Genomic DNA, 12444 nt, shown 5'->3' with positions numbered 1-12444 from the left:
ACACGATATGGCCTTCTCTCCGCCGAACAGCCCCCAGGCCGAGAACCCGCTCGCGAGACTCTCTGACGAAGAGCTCGAACAGATCGGCCGCGAATTCGATGCCATCCACGACGAGGTCTTCGCCAGCCTCGGCGACAAGGATTCGGAGTACATCCGCAATGTGATCGCCTTGCAGCGCCAGTTGGCTCTGTTGGCCCGGGCCATCCTGCTCGGCTCGCGGTACAAACCGGCGTGGCTGCTCGGGACCGGTGTGCTCGGTATCGCGAAGATTCTGGAGAACATGGAGATCGGGCACAACGTGATGCACGGTCAGTGGGACTGGATGCAGGATCCGCAGATCAATTCCACATCATGGGACTGGGACAGCGCTTCGACTAAGGAAGCATGGAAGCATTCGCACAACTATGTGCACCACACCTTCACCAACATCAGGGGGAAGGACAAGGATCTCGGCTACGAGATCATGCGGATCGATCCGCGCCAGGAATGGAAGCCGGTCTACCTGCTGCAACCGTTCTACAACGTGTTCCTGGCGGCGTTCTTCGAGTGGGGGGTGGCGTTGCACGATTTGGACGTGGAGGCCTTCTTCGACGGTGAGAAGACGAAGAAGGAGGTGCTGCACGACCTGAAAGGAATGCGACACAAGGCGTGGCGGCAGATTGCCAAGGACTACATCGCATTCCCGGCGCTGTCGGGACCGAAGGGTTTCCTACCGACGCTCACCGCGAACTTCACCGCCAACATCATCCGGAATGTGTGGGCGTACGCGATCATCTTCTGCGGGCATTTCCCGGACCAGTGCTACACCTTCAGCGAGGAAGAGACGGAGAACGAGACCAAGGCTGGCTTCTATGTCCGCCAGCTGCTGGGTGCGGCCAACATCGAAGGCTCGCCCATTTTCCACGTGCTGTCGGGAAACCTCGGATACCAGGTGGAACACCACATCTTCCCGGATATGCCGTCGAGCCGCTACGCGCAGGTCGCGCCGAAGGTCAAAGAGATCTGCGAGCGCCACAAGCTGCCGTACAACTCGGGCCGGTTTGGCAAGCAGCTCTGGATGGTCCAGCGCACCATCGCGAAACTCGCCTTCCCGGGCGGCCGCGTGCCGAAGAAGCCGGGCCCGTACGAGCCGGTGGAAGACGACGCTATCGTGCGCCCCCTGATCGCCGTCTGACGCCGTTATCCGCCCTCGCGGAATCGGGACACAAAACGCTGGCCAGAGGATAATTCCTCTGGCCAGCGCGTTGTCTAGAACACCCCTAGAGCATGCAGGAAACGCAGCCTTCCACCTCGGTACCCTCGAGCGCCATTTGACGCAGGCGGATGTAGTAGAGCGTCTTGATGCCCTTGCGCCACGCGTAGATCTGCGCCTTGTTGACGTCGCGCGTGCTCGCGGTGTCCTTGAAGAACAGGGTCAAGCTCAGACCCTGGTCGACGTGCTGGGTCGCCGCGGCGTAGGTGTCGATGACCTTCTCGTACCCGATCTCGTAAGCGTCCTGGTAGTACTCCAGGTTGTCGTTCGTCAGGTAGGGCGCCGGGTAGTAGGCGCGGCCGATCTTGCCTTCCTTGCGGATCTCGATCTTCGACGCGACCGGGTGGATGGAACTCGTCGAATGGTTGATGTAGCTGATCGAACCCGTCGGCGGGACGGCCTGCAAGTTCTGGTTGTAGATGCCGTGTTCCTGAACGCTCGCCTTCAACGCACGCCAGTCGTCCTGCGTCGGGATGGCGATGCCGGCCTCGGCGAAGATGCCGCGTACTTTGTCGGTGGCCGGTTCCCAGACCAGGTCGGTGTACTTGTCGAAGTACTCGCCCGACGCGTACTTGCTGTCCGCGAAGCCCGCGAAGGCGTTGCCGCGCTCCCGCGCGATCGTGTTCGACGCGCGGATCGCGTGGTAGACGACCGTGTAGAAGTACATGTTCGTGAAGTCGATGCCCTCTTCGCTGCCGTAGAAGATTCGCTCACGAGCGAGGTAACCGTGCAGGTTCATCTGGCCCAGGCCGATCGCGTGACCGTCCTCGTTGGCGCGCTTGATCGACGGGACTGAATCGATCGACGTCTGATCGGCGACCGCGGTGAGGCCGCGGATCGCAGTCTCAATGGTCTGCGCGATGTCCGGCGAATCCATCGTCTTCGCGATGTTTAGCGAACCGAGGTTGCATGAGATATCCCGGCCGACATGCGAGTACGACAAGTCATCGTTGAACGTCGACGGCGTCGACACCTGCAAGATCTCCGAGCACAGGTTCGAGTGGGTGATCTTGCCCGCCACCGGGTTCGCGCGGTTTACCGTGTCCTCGAACATGATGTACGGGTAACCCGACTCGAACTGCAACTCGGCGAGCGTCTGGAAGAACTCGCGCGCCTTGATCTTGGTCTTGCGGATTCGCCCGTCCTCGACCATCGCGTGGTACTCGTCGGTGACATTCACATCGGCGAACGGCTTCCCGTAGACGCGTTCCACGTCGTACGGGCTGAACAGGTACATGTCGTCGTTGTTCTTGGCGAGTTCGAACGTGATGTCCGGGATCACGACGCCGAGCGAGAGAGTCTTGATGCGAATCTTCTCGTCCGCGTTCTCACGCTTGGTGTCCAGGAACCGGTAGATGTCCGGGTGGTGCGCGTGCAGGTAGACCGCGCCCGCACCCTGACGTGCACCGAGTTGGTTGGCGTAGCTGAATGAGTCCTCGAGCAGCTTCATGATCGGGATGACACCCGAGCTCTGGTTCTCGATCCGCTTGATCGGCGCGCCGTGCTCACGGACGTTGCTCAGCAGCAGCGCGACACCGCCGCCACGCTTGGAGAGTTGGAGCGCCGAGTTGATCGAGCGACCGATCGACTCCATGTTGTCCTCGATACGGAGCAGGAAGCACGAGACTGGTTCGCCGCGCTGCTTCTTGCCCGAGTTGAGGAAAGTCGGGGTCGCCGGCTGGAAGCGCCCGTCCATGATTTCGTCGACGAGATTGCGAGCGAGCGACGTGTCGCCACTGGCGAGCGTCAACGCGACCATGCAGACACGGTCCTCGAAACGCTCGAGATACCGCTTGCCATCGAAAGTCTTGAGCGTGTAGCTCGTGTAGTACTTGAACGCGCCGAGGAACGTCGGGAAGCGGAACTTCTTGCTGAAGGCGTGACCGAACAGCAGTTTGACGAATTCGCGGTCGTACTGCGCGAGTACCTCGGGCTCGTAGTAATTCTCCTTGATGAGGTAGTCGAGCTTCTCGTCGAGGTCGTGGAAGAACACCGTGTTCTGGTTGACGTGCTGCAGGAAATACTGCCGCGCCGCCTCTTTGTCCTTCTCGAACTGGATGTTGCCGTCCGCGTCGTACAGGTTGAGCATCGCGTTGAGCGCGTGGAAGTCCAACTCCCCGGGGTCATGGCCCGCGGGGCCTGCGTGCACCCCCGACTGGCTGGCCGAGACGGCGGAATCTGTGGCAGTGACGGTGGGCGACACGGATACTCCTGAAAGTGTCTAGTGCGCTGGTGCGCGATGTGCTCGGACGAAGTCAGCGAGGCCGGCCCGCACTTGGGTGACGTCCTCTGGTGTGCCCATCAACTCGAACCGATAGAGGTAGGGCACGTTGCATTTGGCGGCGATGATGTCGCCCGCCATACAGAACTCCGCTCCGAAGTTTGTATTCCCGGCGGCGATCACTCCCCGGATCAACGATCGATTGTGTTCGACGTTGAGGAACTTGATGACTTGCTTGGGTACATAGCCGCCGCCAGCATGGGCGGTGACCGTACCGCTGTCGCTGACCTTCCCTCCCCCGTAGGTCGGGCTGATCAACACGTACGGCTCATCCACTCGGAAGGCTCCCTCCCGGTCGATCAGCGGGATCCGCTGTGACCGCGCTCCGAGCTTGCGCACGAAACGCAGGGTGTTCTCTGAGACTGACGAGAAGTAGACGATCAGCGGCAGGTCGTCGCGGCCCGGTACCTCGTCGGCGGCCGCGGACATCGGCCCGGGCTCAGGCCGCGCGGACGGCGATGGCCTTGATGCGGTCCGGGCGGAAACCCGACCAATGGTCGTCACCGTCAACGACGACCGGGGCCTGCAGGTAACCGAGGGCCATGACGTAGTCACGCGCCTCGTCGTCCTGACTGATGTCGACGACGTCGTACGACAGACCGGCTTTGTCGAGTGCCTTGTAGGTCGCATTGCACTGAACACAAGCGGGCTTGGTGTAGACGGTGATTGCCATCGGCGAGACTCCCTCATCCTGCGGTCGTTGACCGCTTCCCTGCGACTGTTTGTTCGTGGTCTGTTCGGGAGGCCTTCCCGGTGAACGACGTCGATGTGATTCGATCGCCTTCTGTCCGCCCCCCGGACACCTCAAACACTACACCTAGTGGTTGGGTTTTCAACTGACCACAATGGCTTGTGAATAACATTCGTGAAAGTCCCAGGTCGCGAAGACGTCATCCACAGGTCACTCGGCGTGTCTCGGCAGGTTCGGCGTGTCGTACACAGCGCTGTGGACGAGTGCTCAACATCTGTGGATTGCGCCATGAGAGCAGTCAATCACCAGGCTCCGACAAGTGGCCTCCAGACGACGACTGAGCCCCACGGCTGCGAGAGTTTTCGCGGCCGTGGGGCTCACTGACGGATCGCCCCCGGGGTGTGGGGTGCGCACCGTCTCAGCGGTTGCCGTCAGGATCAGACAGCGACCGCGACCGAGTCCACGAGGACCCGGACGGCTTCGGTCACCTGACCGACGATCTCATCGGTCCGCACACCCGAGTCGCCGAGTTCGCCGGTGGCGATGCCAATCTCGACGTCCTCGACCACCTGGCCGCCCGCGACACCCGCCGACTTTCGGGTGTCCTGCCGCGACCACGTACCCGCGTACCGCCCCAGGGCGGCACCGATCACACCGACCGGCTTGCCGACCATCGCACCCGCGCCGTACGGACGCGACAACCAATCGATGGCGTTCTTGAGCACGGCGGGCAGCGTCCCGTTGTACTCGGGGGTCACCAGAAGGATTGCGTCAGCGGCAGCGACCGCTTCGCGCACCTGCGCGATACCGGCGGGCAAGGCGCCGTCGACATCGATGTCCTCGTTGTAGAACGCGAGATCCCCGAGTCCTTCGACAATCGAGCCGGAGACGCCCTCCGGGAGGTTCTCGAGTGCGACCTCGGCGAGTTGGCGGTTGACAGATTCGGCCCGCAGGCTGCCGACTAGAACGGCGACGGTGAGCTTGTTGTCCAACATGAAGTTCTCCTACTGAAATCGGTGCAGTGAGATCGTTGCGGTGCGGTCGTAGTCGCGAGGCGTCGGTCGGGACGTCCCGCATCATCCACGACGATTAAAACGGACCACGGTCCACCGATCATCCCGCTATGCCGGTGACATCGGTCACCACAGGGAACCGATCGCAGGTGAAGCCGACAATCAGCTAGTGTCTGGCTATGGCGATCTCCCAGCCCACACCCGTCGACCTGCCGGTCATAGGCGGGCCGAGACTGTCGTGCGAACGGGTCGACGCAGCACGTAACCGGCGCCTGCTGCTCGCTGCCGCCCAAACGCTGATCGACGACAACGGCGCGGCAGCCGTCACAATGGATGCCGTCGCTCGCGCCGCAGGCGTCGGCAAGGGCACCGTGTTCCGCCGATTCGGCAACCGCACCGGTCTGATGCGCGCACTGCTGGATCACTCGGAGTCGGATCTACAACAGGCGATGCTGTCCGGACCCGAACCGCTCGGCCCCGGCGCGCACCCCCTCGACCGGCTCGTCGCTTACGGCCGCGCCCGCCTCAAGATGACCATCGACCATCTCGACGTCCTCCTCGAAGCGAACTCCGACGATCCAGACCGGCTGTCCCACCCGGTGTGGACCATGTCGACCCAGCACGTGAAGATCCTGCTGCGCCAGCTCGGTTTCTCCGGCGGCCTGGACGTGCTGGCACACGCCGTGCAAGTCCCACTCGACGCGATCACCGTCCGCCACCTCCTCGCGGTGGTCGAACTGACGCACGCACAGATCGCCGACGACTGGGAGCATATGGTCCGCGACCTCGCGGCAGGCGCGTCCTGACGCCGGTCAACGCACTACGTCGCGCATCGTCAACGCCGCGACACGACTGAGTTCGGGACCTTCGGGCACTAGCGAGATCACCGACCACGGAGCACGCAGCGGCGTATCCGACAGGCCGAGGCTCGTCGCCGCGTCGCCCCCCGCCAATCTGTGACGCACGCCGGTGTCGGTGATCAGGAAACGCTGTCCAGCGAGCGGACTGTCAGCGCGAATCCCCGTCAGCGCAACGTATTCGGCAGTCCCCGGCGCCAGATAGAAGCCGTCGACGCCCGACCCCGGACCGTCCGCCGAACCGAGTCGGACCGGCGTCCCGGAACCGGACACCGGCAATCGATCGGCGACCACCAGTCGCTCCCGCGCGCTCTCGTCTCGCCGTCGCGCCCAGTGCCTGCAGACCACCGAGTCGGACCCGCCCCGCATCGTCGGCGCATCATCCGGAAAGTGACCGACCGGCAGCCCGTCGACCGCCCGGACACTCGTCAGATCGGCCGACGAGACGTCTCGAATCGTCGGCGACGCGGAGTCGACGGCAAGGAGCACGTCGGCCGCCGTTTCTGGCACCTGCTGCACACCGTCGGCGAGAACAACCCGATAGACGTAGGCGCCGGCTGCCGTGGCGGTGCGGATGACGGTTCCCACGACCGCCCCGAGCGGACCTGGCGCTCCGCGCTCCGGAACATCGGGGACTTCGAGGGCGGGGACCTGGGGAAACGTGTCAAGTAGTGCCGCGGACACCTCGCGCGGCTCAGCTCCCTCCAGTCCCAGCGCGCGCAACACTTCGATCCGAGACGTGTCAACCCTCGCCTTCACCGGAACGCTGACGTCACCACGACGGTCGTTGTACAGCAGCCACCGCTCGTCGCCGTCGACGACGAGCACACCGGTGTCGGCGGGCGCCGCGCGCGGGTCAACCCCCGCGAGCACGACCGTGCCGTCCGCCCCGTCGCACACCGTCCACGCCGAGTCGCCGTCGTCGGCGGCACCCGGCAGCGATGCGGGCGCACCTGGGATTCCGAGGGTCGGGCCACGCGGGTGCTCCCGCAGCGACGCCGCGCTGACGGCCTTCACCGAGGCCGGGCTCCCCACCACCAGCCGCGCTGATGCCAGGTTGAGCACCGGATGCATCACCTCGTCGATGCGGACGAACATGGCGCCGCCCGGATCGGTGACGATCTGCGCGTCACCGACCGACGGCGCGGGCCGGATGAGCCCATAGACGCCCGCGCCCGCCAGGATCAGGACGGCTATCACCACGCCCGTCACAAGCGCCCGACTCTGCGAACGCATCGGATCGTGAAGCAAGCGGACATCGCGTCGGACCAGCGCGTGCTCGGCCCTCGTCAGACCGAATCGATAGCCGCTGACCTGCGCTCGTGTCGTCATACGTCTGGACATTCGTGACCATCCCCCCGGAATCGGTCTATCCCCCGATATCGAATCCGATACAGGCACGCTAGCCGCGTTGTACGGTGGCGCCTAGCAGTTTGGGGGAATTGGCGATTCGGGGGATGCACATGCCACTGCTCACACGCCGCACCCACGTCGGAACACGCGGGGAACCGTTCGACGTGCCCGACGGCGACGGATTCGTCGGTGTCCTGCTCGACGGAACCCGACTAGTGTCCGTGCTGTCGGTGACGCCACCGCCGCCGACTCCGGTCCTCCTGCCCGACGGCCCCCGACTGCGGCTGCCCGTCGACGCGATTTCCCGGTGCTTCGCCTACACCGATGCCCGGCCCGCCCGGATCGACGTCGTCACCCGCACCCTTTCATCGTGGGGCGACGGTCCCGCGACCCGCGCCTACCGCACTGTGCTCGGCCCGTTGGATCCAGCGTCCCATCGCAGTGTCGCCCTGGTGATCCGTGTCGATCCGGCACAATGCGCGTCGGCCGTCGCCCTCCGCGGCGGCGGAGCCGTCGGCGCACTGCGGACCGCGCTGTGGTGCATCCGTCGGGTGGTGGCAGCCGCAGCACCGCACGTCGGGCTGCGGCCGTTGACGGCGGCGGCACTGTCCACGGACGCGGCCTGGACGCTCGACGCACGCTCAGAGATCGCCGCGACACTGAAACCGACCGGCTTTCACGGCGTCGCTCCTCCCGTCGGCGGCGACGGTCAGGTAGTCGGCGCGACAGAATCGGGCGCGCCGATCGCGCTCTGTCTGGCCGGCCCGCATATCGACCGGGTCGACATCGCAGCTCAGCCCAGCCTGATCCGGCAGACCGCGGTCCGGCTCGCCGCCCTCGGCGTCCGCGGACACGTGGTTACCGACCGGCACGAGCTGTGGCAGCCGTTGGCCGCAGCGATCGACGACCCGCTCCTATTCGGTCTCGGCCCGGCCGTTCCGCCGACCGCGCAGGTGCTGATCCGAGACGTCGACGAACTCGACGACAGTCACGAACCGAGAGTGAGCGACCCGGGACTGACCGAGCTCCGCGTCCACCGCCGCGACGTGCGAACGTCGCCGGGACACTTCCTCCTCCGTCAAGATCTGGGCGATGCGTCGCTGATGCACCTGATTGCGCCCGACGGAGTGACGACGACGGTGCGCACGGTGTCGACGCCTGCCGAGCGTGCACTTACCGGATGACGTCAGGGATCGGGCGATTCAGGGCACGAATGCGCGGACGAACTCAGTCTCCGACGACGCCGCGTGCACGACGACGTCCGGATCGGAGTCGGCGATCCACACGGCGTCGCACGCGGACGCGGTCACATCGTGCCCGTCGCCCGCGGTCACCGTGATCCGACCGGAGAGCACCGCGATGATCTGCGGGCCGGACACCCCGAAGCTGATCGACGACGGCTGGTGCAGCCCCGTCCCGTCCAGGCGCACACGCGAGAGCCGGAACTCCGGTGCCGGCGTCAGATACACGAGTTCGGACCCGACCGTCGTGCTCTCCGGGGTCAGCTCGGCGAGGCTCACCGGGGTGAAGTCCAGGACGCGGAGCAGCTCGGGGACGTCGATGTGCTTGGGGGTCAGCCCGCCGCGCAGCACATTGTCCGAATTCGCCATGAGCTCGACGGCGGTACCGTGCAGATATGCGTGCAGGTTGCCTGCCGCCAGATATAGCGCCTCGCCCGGACGCAGGTGAATGCGGTTCAGCAGCAGGGACGCGAGCACACCCGGGTCGCCCGGATACGCTTCGCCGAGTTCGAGGAGCGAACGTAGCTCCAAGCGGAATCGGTCCTCGCCGCGCTCGAGTGCGCGCACCGCTCCAGCGAGCGTGTCCGGCACCAGCGTGCCGATCACCGAGTCCGGCAACGTGAGCCAGGTCGTGAACACCGCGCGCAGTCCGGTGTCGTCCGGCCGCCCGACGAGCAGGCCGAGGTACGGATCCAATGCGGGCACTTGCAGGCTGCGGAGCAGTTCGACGGTCCGGTTCGGGTCGCGAAAGCCCGCGAGCACATCGAAGTCGGTGAGCGCTACGACGAGTTCCGGTTTGTGCCAGCCGTCGCGGTAGTTGCGTTCGGGCGCGTCGAAACGCAGTCCCGACGCGTTCTCCCGCGCGAACCCTTCGGCCGCTTGCTCAGCGCTCGGGTGCGCTTGCAGCGACAGCGGTTCTTGCGCGGCGAGGATCTTCAACAGGTACGGCAGGCGCGGACCGAACTGATCGAGCACCGTCGACCCGAGTTCGCGTGCCGGGTCGGCTTCGATCAACGACAGCAGGTCGCCGCCGGACTCGAGGGTCGCGGGTGATGCCGGGTGTGCGCCGAACCACAATTCGGCTTCCGGATGAGGCGACGGGCTCGGGGCGCCACGCATCTGTGCGAGTGCCTTACGCGAACCCCAGGCATACGGCCGGATGACTCCGGCGAGCAGCTTCATCGCGCGGCGGCTCCCGTCAGTTCCAAGTACGCGGCCGCGAAGTCGACGCGAACCGCCAGCGCGAGATAGGCGGCCAGGTCCGATGGTGCGTCCCTGAAGTCGACGGCGCTCGGATCGGCGACGGGACTCGCGGAGTCGTCCGGTGCGCTCGCCTGCTCGGTCACGATGTCGACGTCCCCGAGCGCCGCGGTGCGCTGCTGCACTCCCCAACTCCTGCCTGCGGTCGTCAGCAGCATGACGCGGGGCCGTTCGGCGGACGACGGACCGTCGAAGTCGGGGTCGTAGAAGATCGAATCGGTCGCCGAACCGGAGTGGGCCGGAACGCGCAGCCGTGCGAGGACGCCCGCTTCATCTCCCGCGGCCGACACGATGCCCGCGATCGCGAACAGGGCCGCCGCGACGTGTTCGGCGAGCACCGTCGACGCCGGAGTGTCGCCCGCCCACGCGACGGATCGTCCGTCTGCGCGCATCGCCAACAGCTTCGCCTGGTTGTGGAAGCTCTCGTTACCCGGATGGTAGGCGGCGGCCTCCGCGTCGAGGAGATCGGCGACGTCGGCGAGCGCGGGCGGCACCGGATGCATTCGCACCGCGCTGAGCGCCGTGCACACGGCGACGAGGACCGCGACGAGCCGGACGAATCCGAAACGTGCGTCCGCAGGCAGACGGGGTGACATATCGGCTATCGACGCCCCTGCGACGGCGTCCGCGAACGGCCCTTCCACGGGTACCGCCGCCACGAACTCCGCGCGACGGCGCAGCGCCCGGAGCGCCGCGTCGGCGTAGCTACGGTCGCCCGGGTCGTCGCCTGCCGCGACGACCACGTCGAGCGGACCGATCCATCCGGGCAGGGTCGGCGCGACGACGAGCGGAACGTCGACGCGCCCGGCCAATAGTGCGACGACGAAATCCGCGGCCCGTCGTGCAGACGCGGACGCGCCGGTCACCACGACGATCGCGCGCGGACGCAAGCCGGTGAGCGGGTCGAGGACGCCTTCCGAGACCGCGTGTGCGACGGCGCGGACGTGCGCGCCGGACGTGGCAGCTGACCGCAACAGTCCGTCGCGGTCGGCTGCGATGAGACCGTCGACGTCGTCGAGGTCACGGAAGTGGGCAGACATGTGTTCCAGCCTAGGGCATGGCCTCGGCGTAGCGAGGCGTCCGAATGGACTCAGTCGACCGGATCGGGCAGGACCCGCAGGTGTCCGCGCCGACCGGGTCGCGGAGTCACCGGGGCGGCCGACGGGGAAGCACCGGATCGCTCGGCTGCGCGATGTCGTCCACGCTGGGACTCGTCGAAGTCGGTGTGCGTCCGGAACGACGGCCGGGTGACTGGAGTGGCCGATCCGACTTCCCGGACAGCTTCGGCGAGCGCCGTCAGATCTTGGTCTTCGGTGGTCTGCGTGAATCCGTTGCCGCTGCGCAGCATTTCCCAACCGCGGGGAACTGTGATGCGGTCGGCATGTTCGGCACACAGATCCCACGAGTGCGGCTCCTCGGCACCAGCGAGGGGGCCGATGACCGCTGTCGACTCCGCATAGACGAAGGTCAGCGTGGCCACGGCCAGCTTGGAGCAGCCTGGGCGGCAGCACTGACGGGGAGAACTCACGCTCATAGCTTAACGTGTCGTGTCGGTCCGGCCGCGTCCGACACACGTCCTAGACTGGCGTTCATGGCGTTTCGTCTCGCTCCCCTGCGCTCAGGCCACCTTCTGCTGGCTCCGGCACCGCGTCGTACCCGGGACAAGCATGGACGCGGCCTGCGCGGACCGCTTCTCGCTCCGGGCATTCCCGCGCGGCGCACCAGATCGGACGCGTTCGACCGAGCTGCGGTCGACGCGTTCGCCGAGCTCGATGCGCGCTGGCATGACCGGTTGACCGGTTTAGACGTGGCTGTCGATGATATTCCGGGGACTTTGCCGCGCGGTGCCGATCCATCCGAATGGGAGACGGTCACCTGGCCCGAAGAGGTTACGGCGGACGGACCGGTGCCATTGGCACGACTGATCCCGGCCGCGGTCGACGCGCAGGGACGGCCGACACGCGCACAGATCGTGCTGTTCCGGCGGCCACTCGAATTACGGGCCGTCGACGACGATCTCCACGAACTGTTACGGGAGGTCCTCATTCAACAGGTGGCCACATATCTGGGCGTCGACGAGGACACCGTCGAAGACGGTCCGGAAGAATAGACTTCTCAGATAATGCCGCGCTTGAGGCGGCGGCGTTCGCGCTCGGACATTCCACCCCAGATGCCGAACCGCTCATCGTTGTGCAGTGCGTACTCAAGGCAGTCGGCCTTGACTTCGCACCCCTGGCAGATCCGCTTCGCTTCCCGCGTCGATCCACCCTTTTCGGGGAAGAAGGCTTCGGGGTCGGTCTGCGCGCAGAGCGCCCGATCCTGCCATTCGTCTTCCACCGCATCGAATAGTGCTTCGAAATCGCTCGGAACAGCCGTGAGGTGCCCGAAACCCGAGCCCGTGATTCGACTGGTCGGCTCAGCACCTTCGCCGTGATCAATAGTCATATTCGGCGCCCTCCCTGCTTCGCTCCACCCTGTAATGACACTGATGTGATT

At 65.7% G+C, this 12444-nt stretch carries 13 protein-coding genes; 4 read left to right on the top strand and 9 right to left on the bottom strand.

What is annotated here, in order from left to right; all coding sequences use genetic code 11:
• Positions 1–7 precede the first annotated feature (7 nt).
• Positions 8–1174 carry a fatty acid desaturase family protein gene (locus MP11Mi_RS12565; RefSeq protein WP_420039249.1) on the top strand — a complete coding sequence of 389 codons (1167 nt, stop codon included), beginning with the start codon at positions 8–10 and terminating at the stop codon, positions 1172–1174.
• Positions 1175–1259: 85 nt separating this feature from the next.
• Here MP11Mi_RS12565 and nrdE read toward each other — a convergent pair whose 3' ends face one another.
• The 4 genes from nrdE to MP11Mi_RS12545 all read right to left on the bottom strand — a co-directional run bounded on the left by nrdE (position 1260) and on the right by MP11Mi_RS12545 (position 5219).
• Positions 1260–3455 carry a class 1b ribonucleoside-diphosphate reductase subunit alpha gene (gene nrdE / locus MP11Mi_RS12560; protein ID WP_420039248.1) on the bottom strand — a complete coding sequence of 732 codons (2196 nt, stop codon included), beginning with the start codon at positions 3453–3455 and terminating at the stop codon, positions 1260–1262.
• Between the two features lie 18 nt (positions 3456–3473).
• Positions 3474–3962: a class Ib ribonucleoside-diphosphate reductase assembly flavoprotein NrdI gene (gene nrdI / locus MP11Mi_RS12555; RefSeq protein WP_420039247.1), complete on the bottom strand. Its 489-nt coding sequence runs from the start codon at positions 3960–3962 to the stop codon at positions 3474–3476.
• 10 nt (positions 3963–3972) lie between these two features.
• Positions 3973–4206 carry a glutaredoxin-like protein NrdH gene (nrdH, locus tag MP11Mi_RS12550; protein ID WP_236999250.1) on the bottom strand — a complete coding sequence of 78 codons (234 nt, stop codon included), beginning with the start codon at positions 4204–4206 and terminating at the stop codon, positions 3973–3975.
• Positions 4207–4661: 455 nt separating this feature from the next.
• Positions 4662–5219 (bottom strand): NAD(P)H-dependent oxidoreductase, encoded by a 558-nt coding sequence (locus MP11Mi_RS12545; RefSeq protein ID WP_420039246.1) that lies wholly within the window; start codon positions 5217–5219, stop codon positions 4662–4664.
• Between the two features lie 197 nt (positions 5220–5416).
• Here MP11Mi_RS12545 and MP11Mi_RS12540 point away from each other — a divergent pair, with 197 nt between their 5' ends.
• Entirely contained in the window at positions 5417–6043 is a 627-nt protein-coding gene (locus MP11Mi_RS12540) for a TetR/AcrR family transcriptional regulator (protein WP_420039245.1), read from the top strand.
• Between the two features lie 6 nt (positions 6044–6049).
• Here MP11Mi_RS12540 and eccB read toward each other — a convergent pair whose 3' ends face one another.
• The gene (gene eccB / locus MP11Mi_RS12535) at positions 6050–7438 is read right to left on the bottom strand and encodes a type VII secretion protein EccB (protein WP_420039244.1); all 1389 of its coding nucleotides are present in this window, start codon (positions 7436–7438) and stop codon (positions 6050–6052) included.
• A gap of 119 nt (positions 7439–7557) precedes the next feature.
• On the opposite strand from eccB, the gene MP11Mi_RS12530 reads away from it, so the two are divergent.
• Positions 7558–8631, top strand: coding sequence for a type VII secretion protein EccE (locus MP11Mi_RS12530; RefSeq protein WP_420039243.1), 1074 nt, complete (start codon positions 7558–7560; stop codon positions 8629–8631).
• 18 nt (positions 8632–8649) lie between these two features.
• Here MP11Mi_RS12530 and manA read toward each other — a convergent pair whose 3' ends face one another.
• Genes manA through MP11Mi_RS12515 form a run of 3 tightly spaced genes read right to left on the bottom strand, consistent with a single transcriptional unit; the run spans position 8650 to position 11476 of the window.
• The gene (manA, locus tag MP11Mi_RS12525) at positions 8650–9870 is read right to left on the bottom strand and encodes a mannose-6-phosphate isomerase, class I (protein ID WP_420039242.1); all 1221 of its coding nucleotides are present in this window, start codon (positions 9868–9870) and stop codon (positions 8650–8652) included.
• Positions 9867–10988 (bottom strand): hypothetical protein, encoded by a 1122-nt coding sequence (locus MP11Mi_RS12520; RefSeq protein ID WP_420039241.1) that lies wholly within the window; start codon positions 10986–10988, stop codon positions 9867–9869. The genes manA and MP11Mi_RS12520 overlap by 4 nt, the downstream gene beginning before the upstream one ends.
• A gap of 50 nt (positions 10989–11038) precedes the next feature.
• Positions 11039–11476 (bottom strand): DUF3499 domain-containing protein, encoded by a 438-nt coding sequence (locus MP11Mi_RS12515; RefSeq protein ID WP_420039240.1) that lies wholly within the window; start codon positions 11474–11476, stop codon positions 11039–11041.
• Between the two features lie 63 nt (positions 11477–11539).
• Here MP11Mi_RS12515 and MP11Mi_RS12510 point away from each other — a divergent pair, with 63 nt between their 5' ends.
• Positions 11540–12058, top strand: coding sequence for a metallopeptidase family protein (locus tag MP11Mi_RS12510; protein WP_420039239.1), 519 nt, complete (start codon positions 11540–11542; stop codon positions 12056–12058).
• Between the two features lie 5 nt (positions 12059–12063).
• Here the strand turns inward: MP11Mi_RS12510 and MP11Mi_RS12505 are convergent, their stop codons facing one another.
• Positions 12064–12393, bottom strand: a complete 330-nt coding sequence (locus tag MP11Mi_RS12505; RefSeq protein ID WP_236999259.1) for a WhiB family transcriptional regulator — start codon at positions 12391–12393, stop codon at positions 12064–12066.
• Positions 12394–12444 lie beyond the last annotated feature (51 nt).

The organism is Gordonia abscondita (assembly GCF_032711245.1).
Taxonomy (GTDB): domain Bacteria; phylum Actinomycetota; class Actinomycetes; order Mycobacteriales; family Mycobacteriaceae; genus Gordonia.
This window is presented reverse-complemented; position numbering and strand designations above follow the sequence as displayed.

Bases quoted from the DNA above. Each gene is read 5' to 3' on its own strand.
- manA (WP_420039242.1), bottom strand. From the start codon at position 9,870: ATGAAGCTGCTCGCCGGAGTCATCCGGCCGTATGCCTGGGGTTCGCGT.
- MP11Mi_RS12540 (WP_420039245.1), top strand. From the start codon at position 5,417: ATGGCGATCTCCCAGCCCACACCCGTCGACCTGCCGGTCATAGGCGGG.
- MP11Mi_RS12510 (WP_420039239.1), top strand. From the start codon at position 11,540: ATGGCGTTTCGTCTCGCTCCCCTGCGCTCAGGCCACCTTCTGCTGGCT.
- MP11Mi_RS12530 (WP_420039243.1), top strand. From the start codon at position 7,558: ATGCCACTGCTCACACGCCGCACCCACGTCGGAACACGCGGGGAACCG.
- nrdI (WP_420039247.1), bottom strand. From the start codon at position 3,962: ATGTCCGCGGCCGCCGACGAGGTACCGGGCCGCGACGACCTGCCGCTG.
- MP11Mi_RS12505 (WP_236999259.1), bottom strand. From the start codon at position 12,393: ATGACTATTGATCACGGCGAAGGTGCTGAGCCGACCAGTCGAATCACG.
- MP11Mi_RS12545 (WP_420039246.1), bottom strand. From the start codon at position 5,219: ATGTTGGACAACAAGCTCACCGTCGCCGTTCTAGTCGGCAGCCTGCGG.
- nrdH (WP_236999250.1), bottom strand. From the start codon at position 4,206: ATGGCAATCACCGTCTACACCAAGCCCGCTTGTGTTCAGTGCAATGCG.
- MP11Mi_RS12565 (WP_420039249.1), top strand. From the start codon at position 8: ATGGCCTTCTCTCCGCCGAACAGCCCCCAGGCCGAGAACCCGCTCGCG.
- MP11Mi_RS12520 (WP_420039241.1), bottom strand. From the start codon at position 10,988: ATGTCTGCCCACTTCCGTGACCTCGACGACGTCGACGGTCTCATCGCA.
- eccB (WP_420039244.1), bottom strand. From the start codon at position 7,438: ATGTCCAGACGTATGACGACACGAGCGCAGGTCAGCGGCTATCGATTC.